The 22,702-nt window shown below is 64.6% G+C and carries 27 protein-coding genes and 2 tRNA genes; 14 read left to right on the forward strand and 15 right to left on the reverse strand.

The window, feature by feature from the left end; translation table 11 throughout:
- The first annotated feature begins 37 nt into the window (after positions 1-37).
- Positions 38-1,153, forward strand: a complete 1,116-nt coding sequence (locus HNP71_RS03615) for a PA0069 family radical SAM protein (RefSeq protein WP_456304178.1) — start codon at positions 38-40, stop codon at positions 1,151-1,153.
- Between the two features lie 139 nt (positions 1,154-1,292).
- Here the strand turns inward: HNP71_RS03615 and HNP71_RS03620 are convergent, their stop codons facing one another.
- The 9 genes from HNP71_RS03620 to rpmH form a co-directional block, all read right to left on the reverse strand.
- Complete coding sequence (locus HNP71_RS03620; protein WP_183265510.1) at positions 1,293-2,579, reverse strand: NRAMP family divalent metal transporter; 1,287 nt, start codon at positions 2,577-2,579, stop codon at positions 1,293-1,295.
- Positions 2,580-2,583: 4 nt separating this feature from the next.
- On the reverse strand, positions 2,584-2,946 hold the full coding sequence (arsC, locus tag HNP71_RS03625; protein ID WP_343062198.1) for an arsenate reductase (glutaredoxin): 363 nt from the start codon (positions 2,944-2,946) through the stop codon (positions 2,584-2,586).
- Positions 2,918-3,079 carry a hypothetical protein gene (locus HNP71_RS03630; protein WP_183265512.1) on the reverse strand — a complete coding sequence of 54 codons (162 nt, stop codon included), beginning with the start codon at positions 3,077-3,079 and terminating at the stop codon, positions 2,918-2,920. Before HNP71_RS03630 ends, arsC begins: the two co-directional genes overlap by 29 nt.
- A gap of 141 nt (positions 3,080-3,220) precedes the next feature.
- Positions 3,221-4,114 (reverse strand): acetylglutamate kinase, encoded by an 894-nt coding sequence (gene argB, locus HNP71_RS03635; RefSeq protein ID WP_183265513.1) that lies wholly within the window; start codon positions 4,112-4,114, stop codon positions 3,221-3,223.
- Positions 4,115-4,132: 18 nt separating this feature from the next.
- Entirely contained in the window at positions 4,133-4,816 is a 684-nt protein-coding gene (gene yihA, locus HNP71_RS03640; RefSeq protein WP_183265514.1) for a ribosome biogenesis GTP-binding protein YihA/YsxC, read from the reverse strand.
- Positions 4,774-6,486, reverse strand: a complete 1,713-nt coding sequence (gene yidC / locus HNP71_RS03645) for a membrane protein insertase YidC (protein ID WP_183265515.1) — start codon at positions 6,484-6,486, stop codon at positions 4,774-4,776. Before yidC ends, yihA begins: the two co-directional genes overlap by 43 nt.
- Positions 6,487-6,494: 8 nt before the next feature.
- Positions 6,495-6,731: a membrane protein insertion efficiency factor YidD gene (yidD, locus tag HNP71_RS03650; protein WP_183265516.1), complete on the reverse strand. Its 237-nt coding sequence runs from the start codon at positions 6,729-6,731 to the stop codon at positions 6,495-6,497.
- Positions 6,728-7,072, reverse strand: coding sequence for a ribonuclease P protein component (gene rnpA / locus HNP71_RS03655; protein WP_183265517.1), 345 nt, complete (start codon positions 7,070-7,072; stop codon positions 6,728-6,730). The genes yidD and rnpA overlap by 4 nt, the downstream gene beginning before the upstream one ends.
- A gap of 28 nt (positions 7,073-7,100) precedes the next feature.
- A complete protein-coding gene (gene rpmH, locus HNP71_RS03660) occupies positions 7,101-7,235 on the reverse strand; it encodes a 50S ribosomal protein L34 (RefSeq protein ID WP_027285151.1) in 135 nt (44 codons plus the stop codon).
- A 163-nt stretch (positions 7,236-7,398) separates the two neighbouring features.
- On the opposite strand from rpmH, the gene HNP71_RS03665 reads away from it, so the two are divergent.
- The 4 genes from HNP71_RS03665 (at position 7,399) to HNP71_RS03680 (ending at position 11,267) form a co-directional block, all read left to right on the forward strand.
- Entirely contained in the window at positions 7,399-8,328 is a 930-nt protein-coding gene (locus tag HNP71_RS03665) for a patatin-like phospholipase family protein (RefSeq protein WP_183265518.1), read from the forward strand.
- Entirely contained in the window at positions 8,325-9,746 is a 1,422-nt protein-coding gene (locus tag HNP71_RS03670) for a sensor histidine kinase (RefSeq protein ID WP_183265519.1), read from the forward strand. The genes HNP71_RS03665 and HNP71_RS03670 overlap by 4 nt, the downstream gene beginning before the upstream one ends.
- A 167-nt stretch (positions 9,747-9,913) precedes the next feature.
- Complete coding sequence (locus tag HNP71_RS03675) at positions 9,914-10,489, forward strand: precorrin-2 dehydrogenase/sirohydrochlorin ferrochelatase family protein (protein WP_183265520.1); 576 nt, start codon at positions 9,914-9,916, stop codon at positions 10,487-10,489.
- A 58-nt stretch (positions 10,490-10,547) separates the two neighbouring features.
- Positions 10,548-11,267, forward strand: coding sequence for a phosphoadenylyl-sulfate reductase (locus HNP71_RS03680; RefSeq protein WP_221246605.1), 720 nt, complete (start codon positions 10,548-10,550; stop codon positions 11,265-11,267).
- On the opposite strand, the gene HNP71_RS03685 is transcribed toward HNP71_RS03680, so the two are convergent.
- Genes HNP71_RS03685 through HNP71_RS03710 form a run of 6 tightly spaced genes read right to left on the reverse strand, consistent with a single transcriptional unit; the run spans position 11,251 to position 16,030 of the window.
- Positions 11,251-12,450, reverse strand: coding sequence for an MFS transporter (locus HNP71_RS03685; RefSeq protein WP_183265522.1), 1,200 nt, complete (start codon positions 12,448-12,450; stop codon positions 11,251-11,253). The two genes, HNP71_RS03680 and HNP71_RS03685, sit on opposite strands and share 17 nt — an antisense overlap.
- Complete coding sequence (locus HNP71_RS03690) at positions 12,447-13,883, reverse strand: MFS transporter (RefSeq protein WP_183265523.1); 1,437 nt, start codon at positions 13,881-13,883, stop codon at positions 12,447-12,449. Before HNP71_RS03690 ends, HNP71_RS03685 begins: the two co-directional genes overlap by 4 nt.
- A gap of 2 nt (positions 13,884-13,885) precedes the next feature.
- Complete coding sequence (locus tag HNP71_RS03695; protein ID WP_183265524.1) at positions 13,886-14,218, reverse strand: gamma-butyrobetaine hydroxylase-like domain-containing protein; 333 nt, start codon at positions 14,216-14,218, stop codon at positions 13,886-13,888.
- Entirely contained in the window at positions 14,215-14,409 is a 195-nt protein-coding gene (locus HNP71_RS03700) for a Trm112 family protein (RefSeq protein ID WP_183265525.1), read from the reverse strand. The genes HNP71_RS03695 and HNP71_RS03700 overlap by 4 nt, the downstream gene beginning before the upstream one ends.
- A gap of 2 nt (positions 14,410-14,411) precedes the next feature.
- Positions 14,412-15,086: an LON peptidase substrate-binding domain-containing protein gene (locus HNP71_RS03705; RefSeq protein WP_183265526.1), complete on the reverse strand. Its 675-nt coding sequence runs from the start codon at positions 15,084-15,086 to the stop codon at positions 14,412-14,414.
- 5 nt (positions 15,087-15,091) lie between these two features.
- A complete protein-coding gene (locus tag HNP71_RS03710; RefSeq protein ID WP_183265527.1) occupies positions 15,092-16,030 on the reverse strand; it encodes a tetratricopeptide repeat protein in 939 nt (312 codons plus the stop codon).
- A 136-nt stretch (positions 16,031-16,166) separates the two neighbouring features.
- On the opposite strand from HNP71_RS03710, the gene HNP71_RS03715 reads away from it, so the two are divergent.
- The 9 genes from HNP71_RS03715 (at position 16,167) to lpxB (ending at position 22,664) form a co-directional block, all read left to right on the forward strand.
- A tRNA-Gly gene (locus HNP71_RS03715) sits at positions 16,167-16,241 on the forward strand.
- 45 nt (positions 16,242-16,286) lie between these two features.
- A tRNA-Gly gene (locus tag HNP71_RS03720) sits at positions 16,287-16,361 on the forward strand.
- A 31-nt stretch (positions 16,362-16,392) separates the two neighbouring features.
- Complete coding sequence (locus tag HNP71_RS03725) at positions 16,393-17,190, forward strand: tyrosine-protein phosphatase (RefSeq protein ID WP_183265528.1); 798 nt, start codon at positions 16,393-16,395, stop codon at positions 17,188-17,190.
- A 33-nt stretch (positions 17,191-17,223) separates the two neighbouring features.
- Positions 17,224-17,979, forward strand: coding sequence for a polyphosphate kinase 2 (ppk2, locus tag HNP71_RS03730; RefSeq protein WP_183265529.1), 756 nt, complete (start codon positions 17,224-17,226; stop codon positions 17,977-17,979).
- The gene (gene hisI / locus HNP71_RS03735; RefSeq protein WP_183265530.1) at positions 17,976-18,359 is read left to right on the forward strand and encodes a phosphoribosyl-AMP cyclohydrolase; all 384 of its coding nucleotides are present in this window, start codon (positions 17,976-17,978) and stop codon (positions 18,357-18,359) included. The genes ppk2 and hisI overlap by 4 nt, the downstream gene beginning before the upstream one ends.
- A gap of 91 nt (positions 18,360-18,450) precedes the next feature.
- Positions 18,451-20,088: a c-type cytochrome gene (locus tag HNP71_RS03740; protein WP_183265531.1), complete on the forward strand. Its 1,638-nt coding sequence runs from the start codon at positions 18,451-18,453 to the stop codon at positions 20,086-20,088.
- Complete coding sequence (locus HNP71_RS03745) at positions 20,045-20,665, forward strand: GNAT family N-acetyltransferase (RefSeq protein WP_343062199.1); 621 nt, start codon at positions 20,045-20,047, stop codon at positions 20,663-20,665. The genes HNP71_RS03740 and HNP71_RS03745 overlap by 44 nt, the downstream gene beginning before the upstream one ends.
- On the forward strand, positions 20,662-21,528 hold the full coding sequence (locus HNP71_RS03750) for a nitrilase-related carbon-nitrogen hydrolase (RefSeq protein WP_183265532.1): 867 nt from the start codon (positions 20,662-20,664) through the stop codon (positions 21,526-21,528). The genes HNP71_RS03745 and HNP71_RS03750 overlap by 4 nt, the downstream gene beginning before the upstream one ends.
- A complete protein-coding gene (lpxB, locus tag HNP71_RS03755) occupies positions 21,525-22,664 on the forward strand; it encodes a lipid-A-disaccharide synthase (protein WP_183265533.1) in 1,140 nt (379 codons plus the stop codon). Before HNP71_RS03750 ends, lpxB begins: the two co-directional genes overlap by 4 nt.
- Positions 22,665-22,702 lie beyond the last annotated feature (38 nt).

Raw genomic sequence — 22,702 nt, forward strand, 5'->3', positions numbered from 1 at the left:
CGCAATGCGAAATGATTTATAAAAACAAGAACGGAGCATGAACATCATGGTGGTGTCCCGGATACAGGTCAACAGCGAGATCGGTCATGGCGCGATCAAGGGCCGTGGTACCCCCGTGAATCCCCCCAACCGCTTCGAGCGCGCGCACGGGGAAGCCTTCGACGATGGCTGGGACCTGCCCAAGGAAGACGCCACCAAGCCACAAACCATGCTGATCCGCGACGCCACACGCAGCATCATCACCCGCAACGACAGCCCGGACATCGCCTTCGGACAGAGCGTGAACCCCTACCGGGGCTGCGAACACGGCTGCATCTACTGCTTCGCTCGCCCCAGCCATGCTTATCTCGGCTTTTCCGCCGGGCTCGATTTCGAGACCAAGATCGTCTTCAAGCCCGAGGCGCCGCGCCTGCTGGAGAAAGAACTCTCCCGTGCCGGGTATAAGCCAGCGGTGATCGTGCTGGGCTCCAACACCGACCCGTATCAGCCGGTGGAGCGCACGCTGGGACTGACACGGGCGATCCTCGAGGTGCTGGAGAAGTTCGGTAACCCGGTCGGCATCGTCACCAAATCCGCCGGGGTGCTGCGCGATGCCGATATCCTGGCGCGCATGGCCTCAAAACGTCTAGCGCGGGTGTTCATCTCGGTCACCACGCTAGATCCAACCCTGGCACGCACGCTGGAACCGCGTGCCGCCTCACCCGCCCGGCGTCTTTCCGTCATCCGCGAGCTTTCGGCCCAAGGGATTCCGGTGGGAGTGATGGCCTCACCGATGATCCCCGGCGTGAACGATGCCGAGATGGAGAGCATTGTGGAAGCAGCCGCCAAGGCCGGAGCACGTAGCGCGCACACCACGCTCGTTCGCCTGCCGCATGAGCTGGCGCCCCTATTCGTCGACTGGCTGGAGAAACACCTGCCCGGCCGGGCCAGCCATGTGCTGAGCCTGATCCGCCAGAGCCGCGGCGGCAAGCTGAACGACCCGGATTTCCATTCCCGCTTCACCGGCTCCGGTCCGTATGTGGAGATGCTGCACCAGCGCTTTGCCCGTGCGGTGAAACAATTCGGTCTGGAAGGCGGCAATGCGGTGTTGGACTGCTCCCAGTTTGCCGTGCCGCGCGCCACCCCGGCGGCGGGTCAGCTCAGTCTTTTTTGAATCAGGAGGACCAAACGATGCCGTTTGATGGACATATCGTAATCGGCCTGGCTTCGCTGTTCGGCTGTATCTGCATGCTGTTCTTTTGCGCCGCCCAGCTGATGGCAATGCTGGAGGAACTCCGCTCCGCCCAAACGGGCTACATGGTGACGAACATCCCGATGCCCGCCACCAGCATCACCAGCGTACCCAGCCAACCGAGCATCTTCAGCCTTGGCCCAATACTGAACTGTCCCATGATCCGCGGGCTGGCGGCAAGCAGCACGGTCACCGCCATCAGCGGTACAGCCACCAGGCCGTTGATCACGGCGCTCCAGAACAGAGCCTTCACCGGGTCGAGACTGGAAAAATTCAGCAGCGCGCCGACAAACACGGCAACGGCGATGGTGCCGTAGAACGCCTTTGCCCGCGGGGCTTGATAAGCCAGCCCCACCGGCCAGCCGAAGGCTTCGCACAGTGCGTAGGCGGCGGACCCCGCCAATACCGGCAATGCCAATAGCCCGGTGCCGATAATGCCAAGCGCGAACACGGTGAAAGCCAAGGGCCCAGCGATAGGCCGGAGGGCTTCAGCCGCATCCGATGATGTCTGGATATTGGTGATCCCGTGCACATGCAGCGTGGCGGCGGTGGTGAAAATGATGGCCAGCGAGATGACATTGGAAAACGCCATGCCGATATAGGTATCCAGCCGGATGCGCCGCAGCTCCCGCCCGGCCTGTTCCGGCGCCTCGATCAACGGCTTGGCCACGGGGTCCCCGCGCTCGTCCTCCATCTCCTCGCCTGCTTGCCAGAAGAACAGATACGGGCTGATGGTGGTGCCGAATACCGCGACGACGACGGTGAAGTAGTCGCTAGTAAACTGGATATGCGGCAGAACCAGTTCCACGCCCACCTGCTTCCAGGGCACATCGGCGATAAACACGGTGGCGACATATGCGAACAGTGACAGCGTCAGCCATTTCAGCACCGCGACATAGCGCGCATAACGCACGAAAACTTCCAACAGCACGGAAACAATGGCGAAGGCCGCGATGCCCACGGGCATGGGCACCGGCACCAGCAGCCGCACGGCGGCGGCCATGGCGCCCAGATCCGCGCCTATATTAATGGTATTGGCCAGCAACAACAGCAGAACGATGAGATGCAGCGCCCGCCGAGGCATGAAGCGGCGCAAATTACCCGCCAAGCCCAGCCCGGTTACGCGGCCGATCTGGGCGCTGATCACTTGGATGGCGCACATCAGCGGATAGGTCAGCAGCATGGCCCAGCCCAGCGCGTAGCCATATTGCGCGCCCGCCTGAGAGTATGTGGCGATGCCGCTGGGGTCGTCGTCCGACGCGCCGGTAATCAGCCCGGGCCCGAGAACCTGCCGCAGCCGTGGCCAGGATGGCGTTTCCTCCGCGCCCAGCTCCTCAACATCTGGCATCTGGCTAGAGCAGCTCCTTCACCAGTTCAGCGGGGCGGCAAGCCTTCACTCCCTTGGGCGACACCACAACCGGGCGGTTGAGTAGGATCGGGTGCGCTGCGATGGCGTCCAAGATCGCCTCGTCATCGGCCTGTTTCAGGCCCAACTCGTCCGCCAGCTTCTCCTTCTCGCGCAGCAGCAGGCGCGCATCGCCCATCTGCTTGGCCAGCCCCGCTAGCTCCACGCGCGAGGGCGGGTTTTTTAAGTATTCAATAACTTGTGGCTCAACCCCCGCTTCCCGCAGCAGTGCCAGCGTGTTCCGGGCCGTTCCGCAGGAAGGGTTATAATAAATTTTATAATCAGAGTGTTCCGTCACGTCTTTGAGCACCTTGCATGGATTGGCCTTCAGGGTGACTAATCTCGCGCAATTTGGGGCTCAGCGCCAGGGCATCGATGCTGGCCATCGGCAAACTGAGGAAAATGCCGATCCGCGTGCGTAGATACTTGAGCGACAGCGCCAAGGTCAGCTGTCCGTACCCTCGCTCATGCTTGCCCCCACCGCACGGGCTTGTTTCCGGCGCAGGGACAGAGCAGCAGAACAACCCGCAAACGCGGATGACGCGGAACTTCCCCGAACTGCTATGCAGCCCGGGGAAAGCTCGTTACTTGTGGATCATCGTGCCGATGCCGCCTTCGGTGAACAGCTCCAGCAGCAGCGCGTGCGGCACGCGGCCATCCAGGATAGTGGCGCCCTTCACGCCCTGCGTCACGGCTTCCATGCAGGTCTCCACTTTGGGGATCATGCCACCGGAGATGGTGCCGTCGGCGATAAGATCCTTCACCTGCGCCATGGTCAGATCGGAGAGCAGTTGCTTCTCCTTGTTGAGCACGCCCGGTACGTCGGTCAGCATCAGCAGGCGCTGCGCATTCAGCGCACCGGCGATGGCCCCGGCGGCGGTATCGGCGTTGATGTTGTAGGTCTCCCCATCCTCGCCGCTGCCCACCGGGGCGATAACGGGGATCAGCCCGGCGCCGGTCAGCGCATGGATTACGCGGGTATCGATGAAAGAGGGCTCGCCGACATAGCCGAGATCCAGCACGCGCTCGATATTGGAATCCGGGTCCTTAACCGTGCGCTGCGCCTTGCGCGCGCGGATCAGCCCGCCATCCTTGCCCGAGATGCCCACCGCCAGCGCGCCAGCGCGGTTGATCAGCCCCGCCACCTGCTTATTCACGGCGCCGGAGAGGACCATCTCCACAACCTCGACCATCGCCGCGTCGGTCACGCGCAGGCCGTTTATGAAGCGGGACTCGATGCCTAGCCGGTCGAGCATGGCATTGATCTGCGGCCCGCCGCCATGCACCACCACCGGGTTGATGCCAACCTGCTTGAGCAGAGCGATGTCGCGCCCGAACTCGTTGGCCAAGCTGCCTTCCATCGCGTGCCCGCCATACTTCACCACGATGGTGGCCCCGGCATAGCGGCGCAGATAAGGCAGCGCGCGGGCGACGATATGCGCCTCCTGCGCCGCTGTGGTCATGGCATCATCGGTCATCGTGCCGCTCCCCTGGCGTTACAGAAACTCGGCGATGGAGGCACGCAACGCCTCGATCCCCTGCCCCGTCTCACTAGACGTGGTGAACAGGCTGTTCAACGCCGCCGGATGTTTTTTGGCTAGCGCCATCACCTCGTCCTGCTTGCGCTTGAGCGCGTTCGGCTTCACCGCATCGGCCTTGGTCAGCACGATTTGGAACGCCACGGCAGACTGATCGAGCAGCTCCATCACGGTAAGGTCGGAGACTTTGATCTCCACCCGCGAATCGAGCAACAGCAGCACGCGGCGCAGATTCGGGCGGCCGCGCAGGTAGTCCAGCATCAGCCCCTGCCAGTCGCGCTTGATCTCCTTCGGAGCCTCTGCATAGCCGTAGCCCGGCATGTCCACGAGCACGATGGGGCCGGCGGCGCAGCGAAAGAAGTTGAGCTGGCGCGTGCGCCCCGGCTGGTGCGACACGCGCGCCAGCGCCTTGCGCCCAGTGAGGGCGTTCAGCAGCGAGGATTTGCCCACATTGGAGCGCCCGGCGAAGGCGATCTCCGTTCCTGCCGGTGCGGGCAGGGTTTCCAACGTTTGTGCGGCGTAGAAAAACTCGCAGCCCGAGGCGAAGAGCTTGCGCCCTGCCTCGATCTGCGCGGGGGTGTAATCCCCCGCGTCGAAGTTCAGGCCTTCGCCTGTGCCGCCGTCTGGCGCATGATCAGCCATTGCTGCCCCACGGAAAGAAGGTTGTTCCATGCCCAGTACAGGACCAGCCCGGATGGCGAGCCTGCCAGCATGAAGGTAAAGACGATCGGCATAAGCTGGAACATGCGCGCCTGGGCCGGGTCGGCGGGGGCGGGGTTCAGCTTCTGTTGCAGGAACATGGTGAAGCCCATGATCAGCGGCAGCGCACCGATATGCAGCGGCGCATAGATCGCCGTCGGGTCGAAGGGCAACAGGCCGAACAGGTTGAACAGGTTCGTCGGGTCAGGCACCGAGAGGTCCTTCACCCAGCCATAGAACGGCGCCTGGCGCATCTCGATGGTGATGAAGATCACCTTGTAGAGCGAGAAGAACACCGGGATCTGCAGCAGCATCGGCAAGCAGCCGGAGGCCGGGTTGATCTTCTCGGCCTTGTACAGCTCCATCGTGGCCTGCTGGAGCTTCACCGCGTCGTCCTTGTACTGCTCGCGCAGGGCCTGCATCTTCGGCTGGACCAGGCGCATCTTGCCCATCGAGCGGTAGGAGTAGCTGGCCAGCGGGAAGAACACGAGCTTCACCCCCACCGTGAACACGATGATCGCGAGGCCGAAATTGCCCAGCAGCGAGTTCAGCCAGTCGAGCGCGAAGAAGATCGGCTTGGTCAGAATGTAGAGATGCCCGAAATCCACGGCCTTATAGAAGTTCGGGATATGGTACTCGCTCTGGTATGCATCCAGGATCTTCACCACCTTGGCGCCGGTGAAGACATGGCTGGTGAACGCGGCGTTGCCGCCGGGGGCAGCGGTCACCGGCTGGGCGGTGATGAAGGAGGTCTCGTAGGCCGAGCCGTCGCCATCATTCACGGTGCCGTAGCTCATCGAGCCGGTCATGCTGGCGGACTGGTCGGGCGCCACGGCGGAGAGCCAGTATTTGTCGGTAATGCCGACCCAGCCGCCCGGAGCGGTCTCGGTATAGGCCACGCCACCGGCGGCCTTCTCGCCGTCGCTCTTCAGCGCCTTGTAGCCCTCCTGCTTCAGCGTGCCGTTGAACACGCCGAGCGGGCCGTCGAACAGCACCCAGCTGCTCTGCTCCTTGGGCTTATAGTCGCGCACCACGCGGGACCACGGATAGAGCTGCACAGCGGCGGCCCCATGGTTGAGCACGTTCTGCGTGACCGTGAACATGTATTTGTCGTCCACGGCGAGTTGGAGCTGGAAGGTCAGGCCCTGGCCGTTATCCCAGGAGAGCGTCACCGGCGTCTGCGGCGTCAGCTCATTGGCGCTGGGGGACCACACGGTGCTGTCATCCGGCACTTTCACGCCCGCAGGGGCGGTCCAGCCGAACTGCACATAGCTGGGCTTGTCGCCGCCACGGCGGCCCATGACCTGCACCAGCGGCGAATCGGCTGCCAGGGTCTCGTGGTACTGCTTCAGCACCACATCGTCGAACACCGCGCCGGTCAGGCCGATGCTACCCTTGAGTAGCGGCGCGTCCACCGTCAGGCGTGGACCGGGGGCTGGAGCCTGCTGCGCGGCAGTGCCGGGGGCACCGGCGGCCTGTTCCGCCAGAGCGGGCGCCTGCACCTGGGCCGGAACCGGTGCGGGATGCGGCAGGAACTTGTCCTGGATGAACGTGAACGCCAGCAAGATGACGAGCGACACGGAGACGGCAAGCAGCAGACGCTTCTGATCCATGGGGGCTTTCAGGAGTGTTTCGTGGATGGGGGAACCGGGTCGTACCCGCCCGGATGCCAGGGATGGCAACGCAGAATCCGCTTTGCCGCAAGCGCGCTGCCCTTGCCCGCGCCATGGACGCAGATGGCCTCGCGCGCATAGGCGCTACAGGAGGGGAAAAACCGGCAATTCGCACCAATAACCGGGCGCAGGGTCAACTCGTACACCCGGATGGCGCCCGAGAGCATGTAGGCCGCCGGGCTCATGTCAGCACCTCGTCCAACGCCAAAGCCAGATTGCGCTGAAGCTTGGCGAACGGCACGCTGGCCGTCTCCTTCCGTGCGATCAGCACCAGCTCCACGCCGGGCAGCTCCCGTCCGGCCAAACCAAGACGCGCCGCCTCCCGCAACCTGCGCTTGGCACGGTTGCGGGTGACGGCGTTGCCGATTTTCTTGGTCGCGGTAAAGCCCAGGCGCAACTCGGGTTCGGCGCCATTGCTGAGCGCCTGCATGACAAACCCGCTTTTGGCGATTTTTTTACCCCGCGCCGCGAGGCGCAGAAAATCAGCCCGCTTCTTGAAGCGTTTCGGCGGTGTCAGCCGAGCCATGCCCAACCCCTGGCGCGGCGCGCGGGGCTTAGGCGGAAAGCTTGGCGCGGCCCTTGGCGCGGCGGTTGGCAAGCACCTTGCGGCCGCCAACGGTCGCCATGCGGGCGCGGAACCCATGCCGGCGCTTGCGGACGAGTTTGGAAGGTTGATAGGTCCGTTTCACGGTATTCTACTCCGGCGAAAGACAAAAATAGGACGAGCGCCAAACCGTCCCCGGCAAGGCGCGATGCCGCCGTATAGGCGGGCTCGGCCGTCGCCGTCAATGCGCATGACCGCTTGGCGAGGTTGCGCATGGCACGGGAACGCGCAACAGGTTATTGGTAGCCATGATATTTTCCTCCCAAGCCCGCTCCCGGATCGTACTGGCCTTGCAGGGCGGGGGCGCGCACGGCGCCTTCACCTGGGGCGTACTCGACAGATTATTCGAGGAAGGGCTGGAATTCTCCGCCGTTTCCGGGGTGTCGTCGGGGGCCATGAACGCCGCCATGGCGGTGCAGGGCTTTGTGCATGGCGGGCCGGAAGGTGCCCGCGCCGCGATGCGCCAGCTCTGGACCCGCGTCGGCGAAGCCAATGTTTTCAGCACCATAGCCTCGCCGCTGGACTGGCTCTGGGGCTGGGACAAGGGTATCGAGCTGGGCAATGAGCTGGCCTGGACGGGTTTGGCCAACGTGCTCCGCGTGTTCGATCCCGGCCAGCTCAACCCGCTGGGACAGAATCCCCTGGCACCGCTGATCAAGGATCTGCTGGACAAGGAGGCGATCCGCAAACCGTCCGCACCTCGGCTTTTTGTCGGCGCCACGGATGTCGAATCCGGCGAATCGAAGGTGTTCGGCAACGCCGAGATCGACGTGCAGCATCTACTGGCCTCCGCCTGCCTGCCGATGATGGTTCCGGCCATCGAGATCGAGGGGCGGCATTACTGGGATGGCGGCTATTCCTGCAATCCGCCTTTGGCGCCGGTTCTTTCCCCTCGGCCGGACCAGCTCGTGCTGGTCCGCGCCCAGCCGCGCCAGCGCAAGGGCGTGCCGAACTCCACATCGGATATCGTGCACCGGCTGCACGAGATCGCCTTCCAGGCGCCGCTGGAGGCCGAACTCTCCCTGCTGCCCCGGCATACGCGCCTGCTCGACATCTCCGCCGACGAGGCCCTGGCCAAGCATCCGCTGACCTCGAAGATGAATACCGACAAAAGCTTTCTCGAAATCCTGTTCGCGGCAGGGCGCGAGGCCGCGGAGACCGCCCTGCACACGGCATGAATCCTGCTCCCCGCCCCAACCAGCCCAAATTTGAGCTGTTCGGAGACACGCTCTCCGGCCGGGTGTTGTGGCTTACGGTCGCCATCATCCTGATCATCGAATTGGTGGTAATGCTTCCCGGCCTGGGGCGCGAGCGTCAGGCATGGCTGTGGGATCGTATCGCCCACGCACATCTGGCCACCTACCCGCTGGCGCAGTCCGGCGCCACGCTCTCGCCGCAAGCGCAGGATTCGCTCCTTTCCTTCGCCCTGGACGATGAGATCATCCTTAAAGAGCCCGGCCAGCCTCCCCTGACACTGCGTACGACCCGACCCATTCCGCCCATCGACCGCAGCGCCGTGCTGACCGACGAGACCTTGTGGTACAGCACTTGGCGAGCTGTCATTCATCTCGCCGGGCTGGGCGGACGGGAAATGCAGATCATCGCCCCCTCCCCGCTCCAGCCTGGCGCCGTGCTGGAAGTCACGGTGAACGAGACGCCGCTCGATGCCGATCTGCACGCCCATGCCGAGCATGCCTTCACCGTCACCGTCATCATGGCGCTGGTTACGGGCCTGCTCATCTTCGCGGTGCTGGACCGGCTGCTGGTGCGCCCGATGCGCATCATCACCACCAGCATCATCAATTTTCGCGAGGACCCGGAGCAGGAAAGCGCCAGCGACCTCTCCTGGCTGGCCAACCGGCCCGAAGACGAGATTTCAGGCGCCGCGCGCGAGCTGAAATCGATGCAGGACGAGATGCGCGCCGCCCTGTGGCGCAACGCGCGCCTTGCCGCCGTAGGCACATCCGTGGCCAAGATCAGCCACGACCTGCGCAACATCCTCAGCTCCGCGCTGCTGGTCTCGGACCGGCTGGAAAGCATCAACGACCCCGCGGTCCAACGCGCCTCGCGCACCCTGGTTTCCGCTGTGGAGCGCTCGGCACAACTCGTCACCCGCACCGTGGATTTCGCCCGCGAAGGTCCACCCCCGGTGGTACGTTCAGCCGTACCGCTGCACGATCTGGTGGATGAGGCGGCACTGGTGGTGGCGCCGGTGAATAGCGGCGTGGCCATCCGCAACGAGGTACCCGCCCCGCTGGTCCTATCGCTCGATAGTGGGCAGATCTACCGCGTGCTGGTCAACCTGATGCGCAACGCCGCCGAGGCGGGCTGCAAGACCATCACCGTGAGCACCGAGAGCCGCGGCGGCGTGACCCGCATGCGCGTGGCCGATGACGGTCCTGGCCTGCCCCTGCGCGTGCAGGACCGGCTATTCCAGCCCTTCACCAGCTCTGGCCGTTATGGCGGCACCGGGCTGGGCTTGGCCATCGCGCGCGATTTGATCCGCGCCCATGGCGGTGATCTGGTACTGGAGGAAACCGGGCCGCGCGGCACCGTTTTTGCCATGGATCTGACCATCAGCGAGACTCAGATTTGAGTCCCAGGCTCAGAAAAAGACAATTTCAATAGGAATTTGATGGTTTGTGTTTGCCGCGACCGTGGCAAATCCGAAAAACCATTTCATGCTTTTTGGCAAAGGCAGGAGAAAATCTTTATTTTTTTAACGCCATTGCAACGTTGAGAAAAATCATCTTCTAAAGTGCCATGATCCCCGTGGCATTGGCCCCTCATCGTCTGCGCCTTGGCCTTGCCGGCACCGGCCCGGCGGCGCTCCGCCGCTTGCGCGCCTTGCGTGCGGCGGGGGCCGAGGAGTTGCACGTTTACGCGGGGGGCGAGGATGCCACCCTGGCGGCGGAGGCGGGTGCCGCCCTGCAACCAACCCTGCCTGGTGAGGCGGAGCTGTCCCGCCTGCATATGCTCTGGATCGCCGGTATGCCGCGCGAGCAGTTCGTCCCGCTGGCCGAGGCGGCGCGCCGCTTGCGCGTGCTGGTGAATGTCGAGGATGAGCCGGATTATTGCGATTTCCACGCCGTGGCGGAAATCCGCCGGGGCGATCTGCTGCTCACCGTCTCCACTGGCGGCGCGGCACCTGGGCTTGCCGGGGCAATCCGCCGCCGGCTGGAAGCCTGCTTCCCCGCCATCTGGGCGGAACGGGTGAAGGAGGCGGCGGCACTGCGCCAATCCTGGCGGGCGCAAAAAGTCCCGATGGCGGAGGCGGCCCAGCGCCTCGAGGCGCTCGCCGATGAGCGCTGTTGGCTCTCCTGCCCAAAAGCGAATTGACCATATGTCTTTTGTAAATGACATCGCACCGGCCACCGCCGGCCAGGGATCACACAAGATGCTCGACACGATCTCTTCCCTCGACTCCACTGACGCCCTGGCCGTGCTGCGCGACGCGATCACGCGCCGCTTCGCCGGCAAGATCGCGCTGGTCTCCTCCTTCGGCACGGAATCGGCGATCCTGCTGCACATGGTCGCGCAGATCGACAAGTCGGTGCCCGTGATCTTTCTCGATACCGGCAAACTCTTCGCCGAGACGCTGGCCTATCGCGACGAGCTGGTGGCGCGTCTTGGCCTCACCGATGTCCGCTCCATCAAGCCGAGCGGAGCGCAGCTCGCGGCGTATGACCCTGACGGGCGGCTGTGGGAGAAAGACCCCGATCTGTGCTGCGCCATCCGCAAGACCAACCCGCTGGACGAGGCACTGACAGGCTTCGAGGCCTGGATCACCGGGCGCAAGCGCGGCCAGTCCGCCACGCGCTCCAACATGCAGCTGGTGGAAACCGGGGCTGACGGGCGGATCACGGTAAACCCGCTGGCCTTCTGGACCGACGCGGACCTGGAAGCCTATTTCGAGACGCACGACCTGCCGCGCCATCCGTTGCAGGCCGAGGGCTATACCTCGATCGGCTGCGCCGTGTGCACCCACAAGCCGCTGCCGGGGCAGGATAAGCGCTCCGGCCGCTGGGCGGGCAAGGCCAAGACTGAATGCGGCATCCACATGCCGCGCGCCATGACCAAACCGAACTGGCCGGAAGAGCTCAGCTTCGAGGTGTAAGCGCCGCGAGCAGAAACACCGGAATGGCGGCGGCCTGGAACAATACCGAAGCCGCCACCAGCCACCCCAGCCCGGCACCGTAGAGCAATCCCAGCGCCACGCTGCCCAGCAGCCAGGCAGCACCACGGATCGCATCGAACAGGCCATAAGCCGTGGCGCGGCGCGCGGGGCTGATGAAATCCCCCAGCATGGCCTGGAACAGCGTGTCCTGCGTGGCCATGCCTACGCCCCACAACACCACCCCGGCCACGGCCCAGCCCGCACCGCCGAAAAACACCAGCGGCACGGCCAGCGTGGCCAGAGTAATCCCAACGGCTACAGCACGCGGGCCCAGGCGGTCGAGCAGCCACCCCAGCAGCAACGCCGCCGCCCCCTCGGCGGCCATGCCAGCGGCATAGACGGCCGGAATCCACGAGAGCGGCACCGTATGCGCCCGTGCAAAATGGAAGCCTATCAGAGCGAAATCGACGAAGCCCGCCGCCATCAGTGCCGCTGCCACCGTCAGCAGCCGGAACTTGGCGCCGAACCCCGCCCAGGCACCAGGATCGACCGCGGCAACGCGCAGCTCCAGCTTGCGTGGGTCCGGGTAGAGCCGCTGCGCCACGGCAAGCAGCAGAAGCGCCGCAAGAGCTGGCAACAACAGCACGGCAAAGCTGCGGTGAAACCCCGCGCCCAGTGCCAGCAGCAGCGCCACCAGCAACGGGCCGGATAGCCCGCCTATCTGGTCGAGCGCCGTGTGCAGGCCAAAGCCCCATCCCGCCCCGGTGCGGCTGGCGGCGTGGGAGAGCATGGCGCCACGAATCGGTGCCCGAATGGCGCGGCCGAAGCGCTCGCTCACCAGCAGCAGCGCCGCGATTGGCCAGCTCCCGGCAAAAGCCAGCAACGGCACGGAGAGAAGGTTAATGACATAGCCGCTCAGCAGCAGCGGCCAGTAGCGCCCGCTGCGGTCCGCCGCCCGGCCGGAGAAATAGCGCACACCATAGCCCAGAAACTCGCCAAACCCGGCCACCGTGCTAACAACAACGGCGGACGCGCCGAGTGATTCCAGGAACGGCCCGGCGATGCTACGTCCGCCTTCATAGGTCATGTCCGCGAACAGGCTGACGCACCCAATCAGTACGATAAAAATGACAGCGTTGCGCCTTGCGGCAGTGGGGGCAGTCTCTTGCTCTTGGCCGGTCATGCCTTCTCCTCCGTTGCTGGATGGTGCCCGCTCAGGGCCTCGCCCGCGTTGCGCGGCAGCCTGGCACAGAGCGGCGCCGCAAGCATCGCCACCGCGCTGACAATGACGAACGCGATGGCATAGTCCGACTGCACCGCTTCCTTATGCCCCTGCAGCCGGGTGGAGATTTCCAGAATGAAGGCGCCCGCCACGATGCCCAGCGTCAGCGTGAGTTGCTGCACCGTGGCGTAAAGGGTCGTGGCGGCGGACATTCTCGGGCGTGGCACATCGCCATACGCGATGGTGTTGTAGGCAGTGAATTGCAACGAGCGGAAAAACCCGCCGGTGAACAGGATGGCATCCAGCACTAGAGACGGCCAGTTGGGCTGGAACAACGCGCACAGGCCCATCATCGCCGCCGCGATAGCCCCGTTCCAGATCAGCACCGTACGGAACCCGAAGCGAGAAAGCAGCGGCTGTGCCGCTGGCTTCATCAGCAGCGCCCCGGCGGCGGCGGCAAAGGTGACGAGGCCGCTTTGCAACGGTGTGTAGCCGAAGGCGAGTTGCAGCATCAGCGGCAGCAGGAACGGCAGTGCGCCAACGGCGATTCGGAACAGGCTTCCCGCCAGCATGGAGTTGACGAAGGTGGGAATGGCGAGCAGCGAGAAATCCAGCACAGGATGCGGGGTGCGCCGCGCATGCGCCGCATAGGCGAGGCAGCACGCCGCCCCCGCCAGAAAAGCCGCGATGGTCCAGCCCATGGGCACCAGATACCGCCCCACGGTCTCGAATCCGGCCATCAGAAAGGCCATAGCCAATCCCGAGAACACCAGCCCCAGCAGGTCCAGTTTTCCGCCCCGGTCCGGCTCACGCACATCGGGGATGAACATGCTGACCGCCACCGCGCCGATGATGCCGATGGGGACGTTGATGTCGAACACCCAACGCCAGGAGAAATAGGAGACGATGAAGCCTCCTAGCGGAGGGCCAAGCACCGGCCCCACCAGGGCAGGCATGGTGAGCCAGGCCATAGCATCCACCATCTGCTTGCGCGAGACGGAGCGCAGCAGCAGCAACCGCCCAACAGGCAGCATCATCGCTCCGCCAAGCCCCTGGACGATGCGCGCCGCCACCAGCTCCCCCACGCTCCCTGCCACGCCGCACAGCACCGAGCCGACCGTAAAGATGACAATGGCGCCGCGGAACACCTGCCGCGCGCCGAAATGGTCCGCCACCCAGCCCGAGGCCGGGATGAACACCGAAAGGCTGATAAGATACGAGGTGAGTGCCACGCTCATATGCAGCGGCACGGCGTGGAAGCTCTGAGCCATGGCCGGCAGAGCAGTGGAGATGACCGTGGAATCCAGATTCTGCATGAACAGCGCCGTGGCGATGATCACCGCCATCAGCCGCATGCGCGCGGGCGAGACTTCCGGCTCAGCCTCTGTCTGCATCGTCAATCCCGTTCCAGCCCCGCCTGTTCCAAAAGATGTAGATAATGCCGCCAGCGGACCTGCTGCTCACGCCCCAGCTCGCGCAGATAATCCCAGGAATAGAGGCTGGACTCGTAGCCATCCGAGAATTTCAGCCGCAAGGCACAGCTGCCCGTGGGCTCGGCAGCGAGGATTTGCACCAGCCTTTTGCCCGCCACCAGTTCCGCAACACCCGGACCGGCGGGCGGCTGCACGCGCAGAAATTCCGCCGGAAAGCTCAAGCTGCTGCCGTCCTCGTAGTCGAGGTCGAGCCGCTTGGCCGCCTGGCGGATTTTAATCTGCGCGGGTTCCGTCACGGCTCCAGTTGGCGTGCTTCCTCCGCCAGCATGATGGGGATGCCGTTGCGGATGGAGTAGGCTAGACCGGCCTTGGGGCTGATCAGCTCATTATGCTCGCGGTCATAGGTCAGCGGGCCGCGGGTGAGCGGGCAGACCAGGATCTCCAGCAGCCGCGGGTCCAGCGGGGGGTTGATTGTCTCGGTCGGCATGTTCAACTCGCTTTCGGTTCAAAATCGTCATCAAAATCCCCGTCGCGGGCGCCGATTTCCAACAGCGCCAGCAGGGCGCGGGCGCGCTCTGTCAGGTCCTTCGCCTCCAGCAGAGCCTGTTTCTCCTCGTTGGTGAAGGGGCAAGCCATGCTGAGCGAGGTCACTAGAGTCGCATCGGGCATCGTCTCCAGCCCGTTCCAGTTCACGTCCATCCCAGCGCTGGTGAAGTAGCGGCGTAGCGCATCCTCCAGCTGCGGGCGGGGGAATGGCAGCGCGCCCTCGCCCGGCACGCGCAAATCGGCCGCGAATCCGGCCAGTCCCGCACGCACGCGCCGGTAGCCCCGGCGCATCTCGATCTCCTCGACGATGGTGAAACGGATCACCCCCGTCAGGGTGATGAGGAAGCGCCCGTCATTGGTTTCGTCGAAGGAGGTGAGCCGGCCCAGGCAGCCGATTCGGTACAAACCGGGGCCGTTCTCACCGTGGCCGAGGCGCTTATCCGGCTGCACCATACCGAAATACCGCCCCTCTCCCAGCGCATCCTCGACCATGGCAAGGTAACGCGGCTCAAAGATGTTGAGCGGCAGATGCCCACCCGGCAGCAACAGTGCGCCACCGAGCGGAAAGACCGGGAATTCATCCGGCAGCTGGTCCAGCTGTGGCCCTCGCACGGCCATCGCCGTCAGCGGAACAGCAGGGCCGAGAGCTTGCGCCGCGCCGCCATTGTGGCCGGGTCGTCCATGCCCCAGGCCTCAAAGAATTTCAGCAATTGCAGCCGCGCCGCATCCTCGTTCCAAGCACGGTCGCGCTGCACGATCTCGAGCAGCGCCGCCGCCGCCTCGGCCCGCGCGCCTGAGGCGTTCAGCGCCGAGGCCAGCTCGTAGCGGGCTTCATGGTCGTCCGGATCCACGGCGATACGCTGGGAGAGCCCGGCCATGGCGGACTGCGCCTTGCGGCCTTCCTGCGCCAAAGCCAGAGCCGATCGCGCACCGGCGATCTCGGCATGTTCGGCGATCTTTCCCGGAACCTGGGTCAGCACCTCGGCGGCCTGATGCTCATCGCCCAGCGCTAGCAGCGCGCGGGAGAGCCCGCCCCAGGCTTCCGGCTTCTCCTGGTCCTCCTGTAAGGCGGCGGCGAAATACTGCGCCGCTTGCTCGGCGGCCCCCTGTTCCAGCAACGTCTTGCCCTGGGCGATGAGGTCCACCGCCGGGGCGGCACTGCCCGCCAGCTTCAGCAGCGCCTCGACGAATCGCTTCAGCTCGCTCTCGGGCAGCGCGCCCGAGAAGGTGTCGGCGATCTGCCCCTGCCAGAAGGCCACGACCGTTGGCACGGACTGCATCGGCAACCCCATGCGGGCGAGTTGGGTGACCAGTTCCCGATTCTTATCCACGTCGATCTTCACGAGCTTCACCCGCCCGCCCTGCGCCTTCGTCACCTTTTCCAGCGCGGGGGTGAGGGTTTTGCAGGGGCCGCACCAAGTCGCCCAGAAATCCACCAGCACGGGCAACTCGCGCGAGGCCTCGATGACATCGGCCATGAAATTGGCTTGGTCGCCATCCACGATCATCGGCTGCTGGGCGGGGGCGGGCGCGTCCTGCGCGGGGTTGAGAAAGCTGCTCATTCTTGTTCCGTCCTATGCGTTTTCCGCTCCCTATATAGGCGATTGCCCTCAACTCTCACACCCCAAAGCATTTTAGTTGTGAGGCGCGCTTGCAATCCGTCCCGGTGGTGGTTAAAGAGCCCCCACCACGCGCCGAGCGGGCGTAGCTCAGGGGTAGAGCACAACCTTGCCAAGGTTGGGGTCGAGGGTTCGAATCCCTTCGCCCGCTCCAATTTATTTCCGGTTCTTCCGGTGTGCGTGGAACATAGCGCCATGAGCGGGCGTAGCTCAGGGGTAGAGCACAACCTTGCCAAGGTTGGGGTCGAGGGTTCGAATCCCTTCGCCCGCTCCAATTTCATTCCAAATTATCAGCAGGTGCGCGCATGACGCTGGCCGATTCTTTCGACGCCTCCCTCACCGCGCCTCGCGCTCTGGGAATCGAAGGCGGGCATAATCTGCGCGACTTGGGCGGTTACCGCACGCGCAGCGGCCAGCGCCTGAAATGGGGCGTGCTGTACCGCTCCGGTGCCATCAGCAACCTCACCGAATCGGGCCGGGCCGAGCTGCGCAATCTCGGCATCAAGGCGATCTGCGATTTTCGCACCCCGCATGAGCGTGCGCGCGTGCCAATGGACTGGCAAGGCCAGGAAGTCGGCTACCACGCATCGGAGCGCGGCTTCAGCGTTGGCAGCCTGCAAAACTATATCGCCCAGGGCGGGCACCGCCAGGGCGCGATGCTGGCCGCCATGCACGATATCTACCGCAACCTGCCATTCGAACAGGCCGCCAGCTACCGCCAACTTTTCTACCTTCTCAGCCAGAGCCGCCTGCCGCTGCTGTTCAACTGCTCCGCCGGCAAGGACCGCACCGGCCTCGCCGCCGCGCTGATCCTCTACGCGCTGGACGTGCCGCGCGAGACCATTGAACATGACTACACCCTGACCAACCAGGCCATCGACGGGCTGGAGCAGATGATGCTCCGCGATCCGGGCTATTCCGGCCTCTCCACCCTGGCACGGGAGGAATACATGCCGCTGCTGGACGCACATCCTGAGTATCTGCGCATCGCCTTCGATGCCATCGAGGCCAAGCATGGGAACGTTGAGGCCTATCTGCACGACGCGCTGGGCGTGGGGGCGGCGGAACTAGAGAAGATCCGCAACTTGTTGCTCGAAGATTGACCAGCCCTGCGGGAAGGGCCTTATACTCCCGCAATGTCCAAGGATCCCGATTACGACAAAACCCTCCGCCACCTGCAGATCGAGCTGGTGAAACTTCAGCGCCATGTCATCTCGGAGGGCATGAAAGTACTCATCATCCTGGAAGGGCGTGACGGCGCCGGCAAGGATGGCACGGTCAAGCGCATCACCGAACATCTCTCACCGCGCGACATCCGCATTGTGGCCCTGCCCAAGCCATCGGATGTTCAGGTCACGCAATGGTATTTCCAGCGCTATGTCGAGCATCTGCCTGCCGCGGGCGAAATCGTGCTGTTCAACCGCTCCTGGTACAACCGCGCGGGCGTGGAGCCGGTCATGGGCTTCTGCACGGACGCCCAATACCATGAGTTCCTGCGTAACGCGCCGGTGTTCGAGGCGATGCTCGACCAGGCGGGCATCAAGGTTCTTAAGTACTACCTGGACATCAGCCGCAAGGAGCAGAAGAAGCGGCTGGACGACCGGCACAAGGATCCGCTGAAACAGTGGAAGATCTCCCCGATCGACGAAAAAGCCCTGAAGCATTTCGACGATTATACCGAGGCGCGCGACCGCATGTTGCGCCAAACCGACAGCGCCGCCGCTCCCTGGATGATCGTGCGCGCGAACGACAAAAAAGCCGCGCGGCTTGCCATCATCGCCGACCTCATCAGGCGCATCGACTACAAGAACTCAACCCCGCACGACGTTGACGAGCAGATCGTCTGCCGCTTCGACGAGTCCTGCCTGACCAATGGAATGCTGGCCCGATGAGCAAAATCCTCGACACGATCAACTTCAACGCCGACGGCCTGATCGCCGCCATCGCCCAGCAGCACGACACGGGCGAGGTGCTGATGATGGCCTGGATGAACGCGGAGTCGGTCACCGAGACGCTGGCCACCGGGCAGGTGTGTTACTACTCTCGCTCGCGGCAGAAGCTCTGGCGCAAGGGCGAAACCTCCGGCCAGCAGCAGAAGCTCGTCGAGATGCGCCTGGATTGCGATGGCGACACGCTGCTCCTGCTCGTGGACCAGAAAGGCGTGGCCTGCCATACCGGGCGGCGCAACTGTTTCTTCCTGGCGGCGCGGAATGGCGAATGGGTGGAGATCGCCAAGCCCGAAGTGAGCCCGGAGGAGCTTTACAAGCGCTGATGCGTCACAATTTGTTACGCCACTTGCTGAGAAGACGGAAGTTGAAGAATAAGTATTCCATCTAGAAGATAAAATCCCGAGGGGGTAGGTCATGCCGTTCGCATTGTCGAAATTTCGCGCCAAGCGTCTCGTCGCCGCGGCGGCAGCTCTGGCGTTCACTTTGGGCGGTGCCGCCGCTACCCGCATCGCCCTGGCCGATGACAGCGCCAACTACCCCACCGCGTCGCTCACCGCGCCGACGGACCCCGCGGCGCTGATCGAGCGCGGCAAATACCTCACCGCCGCGGCGGACTGCCTGCCCTGCCATACCGGCCCGGGCCATCAGCCCTTCTCCGGCGGGCTGGTGATGGCCACGCCGTTCGGCGGGCTCTCCACCCCCAACATCACGCCGGACAAGGAAACCGGCATCGGCAACTGGTCGGACACGGATTTCTATAACGCCCTGCATTATGGCACGGCGCCGGGGCACTCTTATCTGGTGTTCCCCAAATTCCTGTACCCGGCCATGCCGTACACCTCCTACACCAAGCTCTCTTATGCAGATGTGATGGCCATCAAGGCCTATCTCTTCTCGCTCGCCCCGGTGAACGTGGCCCCCACCCCCAGCTCCATGGCCTTCCCCTTCAACCAGCGTCCGGTGCTGCTTGGCTGGCGGTTGCTGTTCTTCAGCGCCGGCCCCATGAAAATGGACCCGAGCTGGGATGAGCACATGAAGAACGGCGCCTACCTCACCGAGGCGCTGGGCCATTGCGGCGAATGCCACACCCCGCGAAACATCCTCAGCGCCATGGAACTCGGCCGGGCCTATGCCGGCGCGCCCATCGACGATCTCTACGCGCCCAACATCTCCTCGGACAAAACCCAGGGCGTGGGCGGCTGGGCACAGGCCGATCTCGTGGCCTATCTGCATGACGGCGGCAACATGGTGAAGGGTTCGCCGTTCGGCTCCATGGGCGACATGGTGGCCAACTCCACCAGCAAGCTCTCCGTGTCGGACGTGGTGGACATCGCCACCTATCTACAAACCGCGACCAAGCCGCAGCAGACCACCCCGCCCCCCGCGGTGGCCGATGCCGCCGCCTCCATCGCCCGTGGCGCCAACGTATATACCGCCAACTGCGCAGGCTGCCATGGCAAGACCGGGGCCGGCCTGCCGCCGCGCTTCGCCCCCAACCTGGCGGGTAACGACTCCATCATCGCCGATGAACCCTATAACGTGATCGGCCCGGTGCTGAGTGGCCTTGCCCCCTGGACCAAGCTGCCGATGCCGAGCTTCGCCACCAAGCTCTCGGATCAGGAGATCGCCGATGTTGCCAATTACGTCCGCACCGCCTGGGGCAATCAGGGCGTTGCCAACGCCACACCGGCCCAGGTGCTGCGCTTGCGCGGCATCGCCAGCGTGCCCGCCAGCGCCGATGCGCTCTCCGACACGCTAGGCTGCCCGCATATCTCCCCCGCAGGCGGACCGAACACCGTCGCCGATCCGGGGAATGGGCTGCTCAACACCTACCAGGGTGTCACCCCGGAAACGTTGGCCAACCGCACCCGCACGCTGGTCAGCGCGGTCCGCGCCAACAATGCCAGCATCAGCGACGCCGATCTGACCAATACGCTGGTGGCGGCCTATTGCCCTGTGGTGGCACATACGGCAGGTCTGAGCCTGTCGGCCAAGCAGGAGGCATTGCGTGACTTCATCGCCGGAGCGGCACCGCTTATCGCCGCCCATTAAGGTAGAGACCATAACAGGGGCGGCCATCCTGCCGCTCCTGCCGGACCTCGCGCGGTTGCGCATCACCGTGTTCCGCGAGTTTCCATATCTGTACGAGGGCGATCCCGCCTACGAACAGACTTATATGCGTGTTTATGCCGAAGCGCCTGCGGCCGCGATCATCATCGCGCGCGATGGCGAGAAGATCGTCGGCGCTTCCACATGCCTTCCGCTGAGCGCCGAAACGCCGAATGTGCAGAAGCCCTTTCGCGAGGCGGGAATGGATATCTCCAGTATCTTCTATTTCGGCGAGAGCGTGCTGGATTCCGCCTATCGCGGCCGGGGAATCGGGGTGAAATTCTTCGAGGCCCGCGAAACCCAGGCGCGCAAGCATGGCTATCCCGTCACCGCCTTTTGCGCCGTGCAGCGCCCGGCGGACCACCCTGCCCGGCCGAAAGATTACCAGCCACTGGATGATTTCTGGCGCAAGCGCGGCTATGCCCCGCATCCTGATCTGGTCTGCTCCATGTCCTGGCGGGAGGTCGGCGCGGACCACGAGACCACGAAACCACTGATGTTCTGGACCCGTACCCTGTGAAACTCGCCCTCGCCCCGTTCGGCGTCACCCCGCCCCCCAGCTTCAAGGCCTTCATCACCCGCATTGAGCGTCTGGCCGCCGAGGCCGCCCTCGCCGGGGCGGATATTCTGGTGCTGCCGGAATATTTCTCCATGGTGCTGTCGGGGGTGGAGATCAAAACCCCCGACATCGCCGCCGAGCTGGAGTATGTGGTCAAGGCCGCCGACGAGCTGATCGGGCAAATCACGGTACTGGCCCAGAGGCACAAGCTGCACATCCTGGCGGGTTCGGTGCCAATGCGCAACGCCGATGGCAAGGTGTATAATCGCGCCCCGTTCATCGCCCCTTCCGGAGCGGTGCGCTACCAGGACAAGCAGGCGATGACCCGGTTCGAGGATGAGCTGTGGCATGTAACCGGCGGCAATGGTCCAAATGTATTCGAGACCGCTTTCGGGCGCATCGGCGTGTCCATTTGCTACGATTCGGAATTCCCCCTGCATGTGCGCGCCCAGGTGGCGGCAGGGGCCAAGCTGATCCTCGTGCCGTGCTGTACCGCCTCTATGGCCGGGTTCAACCGCGTGCGCCTCTCCGCCCGCGCCCGCGCCGTGGAGAACCAGTGCTACGTCGCCGTCGTACCACTGGTGGGCAATGCCGCCTGGTCCGGCTCCATCGACGAAAATATCGGCCACGCCGCGCTCTTCACTCCCTGCGATACCGGCTTCCCCGATGACGGAGTCGCCGCCGCCGGGCCACTCAACGAACCGGGTCTGGTGTTCGCGCAGGTGGATTTCGCAGCCATCGACGCCGTGCGCGTGGAAGGCAGCGTGCTGAACCACCGCGACTGGCAGGAGGTGCCACCCTGCCCTGTCGTGGAACTGGCGTGACGCGCATCTTCATCATCGCTGGCGAGGCCAGCGGGGACGTTCTCGGCTACCGGCTGATGACGGCGCTGCGGGAATTACGCCCTGACACCCAGTTCAGCGGCATCGGAGGGGCGCGCATGGAGGAGGCCGGGCTGACCTCGCTCTTCCCCATGCAGGAGCTGGCGCTGATGGGGCTGGCGGAAATCCTCCCTCGCGTGCTGCATCTGAAGAAGCGTCTGGCACAGACGGTCGAGGCCATCCGCGCCGAGAAACCAGATATCGTGCTGACCATCGACAGCCCCGGCTTTACCCTGCGCGTGCTGAAGGCCATCGGCGCTGGCGGGCCGAAGCGCGTGCATTACGTGGCGCCTCAGGTCTGGGCCTGGCGGCAGGAGCGAGTGAAGCATTTCCCCGGGCTGTGGGACGAGCTGCTGTGCCTGCTGCCCTTCGAGCCGGAGTTTTTCGCCCCGCACGGGCTGCATCCGGTGTTCACCGGGCATCCGGTGCTGGAGTCGGGTGCTGATAAGGGCGATGCCGCGCGCTTCTTCGCCCGCCACAGTCTCGCGCCGGATGCCGTGCCCATCGTGCTGATGCCCGGCTCACGCGTGACCGAGACTAAGCGCCTGCTGCCTGTGTTCCGCGAAACTTTGGCACTGCTGGAGCCGCAAATCCACGGCCTGCGTCCCGTTGTGGCCGCCGTCGCCGGGGTGGCCGAGCATGTGGCCAGCCATACCGAGGACTGGCCGGTTCGTCCGATCATCGTGCGCGACGTGGCCGAGCGTTACGACGCCTTCGCCGCCGCGAAAGCCGCGCTGACCAAATCCGGCACCTCGACCCTGGAGCTCGCCATGGCTGGGGTGCCGATGGCCGTCACCTACCGGGTGAACCCCATCTCCGCCTTCCTCGGGCGGCGGCTCATCAAGGTGCCTCATGTGGCGATGATCAATCTTCTGGCCCAGCGCGCCTTGGTGCCGGAGTTGCTGCAGGAGGATTGCCGGGCGGAGAAACTCGCGGCCACGCTCTCGCATCTGCTGCGCGACGAACAAGCCGCCGCCGCCCAGCGCGCGGGCTATGCCGAGGCACTGGCCACGCTACGCGCCCCGGAAGGCGCACCCTCCAGCGCCGCGGCCAAGGCGATATTGGCCGTGCTGGGGTAAAACATTCCGTCGCGTTAGATCCTGGAAGGCGCTGACAG

It is taken from the genome of Acidocella aromatica (assembly GCF_014201825.1).
In the GTDB taxonomy this organism is placed as follows: domain Bacteria; phylum Pseudomonadota; class Alphaproteobacteria; order Acetobacterales; family Acetobacteraceae; genus Acidocella; species Acidocella aromatica.

What these genes read in the sequence shown, in the direction of transcription:
- yidC (WP_183265515.1), bottom strand. Translation starts at nt 6,486, where the DNA reads ATGGATCAGAAGCGTCTGCTGCTTGCCGTCTCCGTGTCGCTCGTCATC.
- HNP71_RS03700 (WP_183265525.1), bottom strand. Translation starts at nt 14,409, where the DNA reads ATGCCGACCGAGACAATCAACCCCCCGCTGGACCCGCGGCTGCTGGAG.
- HNP71_RS03670 (WP_183265519.1), top strand. Translation starts at nt 8,325, where the DNA reads ATGAATCCTGCTCCCCGCCCCAACCAGCCCAAATTTGAGCTGTTCGGA.
- HNP71_RS03705 (WP_183265526.1), bottom strand. Translation starts at nt 15,086, where the DNA reads ATGGCCGTGCGAGGGCCACAGCTGGACCAGCTGCCGGATGAATTCCCG.
- HNP71_RS03680 (WP_221246605.1), top strand. Translation starts at nt 10,548, where the DNA reads ATGCTCGACACGATCTCTTCCCTCGACTCCACTGACGCCCTGGCCGTG.
- HNP71_RS03615 (WP_456304178.1), top strand. Translation starts at nt 38, where the DNA reads ATGAACATCATGGTGGTGTCCCGGATACAGGTCAACAGCGAGATCGGT.
- hisI (WP_183265530.1), top strand. Translation starts at nt 17,976, where the DNA reads ATGAGCAAAATCCTCGACACGATCAACTTCAACGCCGACGGCCTGATC.
- HNP71_RS03740 (WP_183265531.1), top strand. Translation starts at nt 18,451, where the DNA reads ATGCCGTTCGCATTGTCGAAATTTCGCGCCAAGCGTCTCGTCGCCGCG.
- yidD (WP_183265516.1), bottom strand. Translation starts at nt 6,731, where the DNA reads ATGAGCCCGGCGGCCTACATGCTCTCGGGCGCCATCCGGGTGTACGAG.
- HNP71_RS03690 (WP_183265523.1), bottom strand. Translation starts at nt 13,883, where the DNA reads ATGCAGACAGAGGCTGAGCCGGAAGTCTCGCCCGCGCGCATGCGGCTG.
- HNP71_RS03710 (WP_183265527.1), bottom strand. Translation starts at nt 16,030, where the DNA reads ATGAGCAGCTTTCTCAACCCCGCGCAGGACGCGCCCGCCCCCGCCCAG.
- HNP71_RS03620 (WP_183265510.1), bottom strand. Translation starts at nt 2,579, where the DNA reads ATGCCAGATGTTGAGGAGCTGGGCGCGGAGGAAACGCCATCCTGGCCA.
- HNP71_RS03725 (WP_183265528.1), top strand. Translation starts at nt 16,393, where the DNA reads ATGACGCTGGCCGATTCTTTCGACGCCTCCCTCACCGCGCCTCGCGCT.
- HNP71_RS03665 (WP_183265518.1), top strand. Translation starts at nt 7,399, where the DNA reads ATGATATTTTCCTCCCAAGCCCGCTCCCGGATCGTACTGGCCTTGCAG.
- yihA (WP_183265514.1), bottom strand. Translation starts at nt 4,816, where the DNA reads ATGGCTGATCATGCGCCAGACGGCGGCACAGGCGAAGGCCTGAACTTC.
- HNP71_RS03685 (WP_183265522.1), bottom strand. Translation starts at nt 12,450, where the DNA reads ATGACCGGCCAAGAGCAAGAGACTGCCCCCACTGCCGCAAGGCGCAAC.
- HNP71_RS03675 (WP_183265520.1), top strand. Translation starts at nt 9,914, where the DNA reads ATGATCCCCGTGGCATTGGCCCCTCATCGTCTGCGCCTTGGCCTTGCC.
- argB (WP_183265513.1), bottom strand. Translation starts at nt 4,114, where the DNA reads ATGACCGATGATGCCATGACCACAGCGGCGCAGGAGGCGCATATCGTC.
- rnpA (WP_183265517.1), bottom strand. Translation starts at nt 7,072, where the DNA reads ATGGCTCGGCTGACACCGCCGAAACGCTTCAAGAAGCGGGCTGATTTT.
- ppk2 (WP_183265529.1), top strand. Translation starts at nt 17,224, where the DNA reads ATGTCCAAGGATCCCGATTACGACAAAACCCTCCGCCACCTGCAGATC.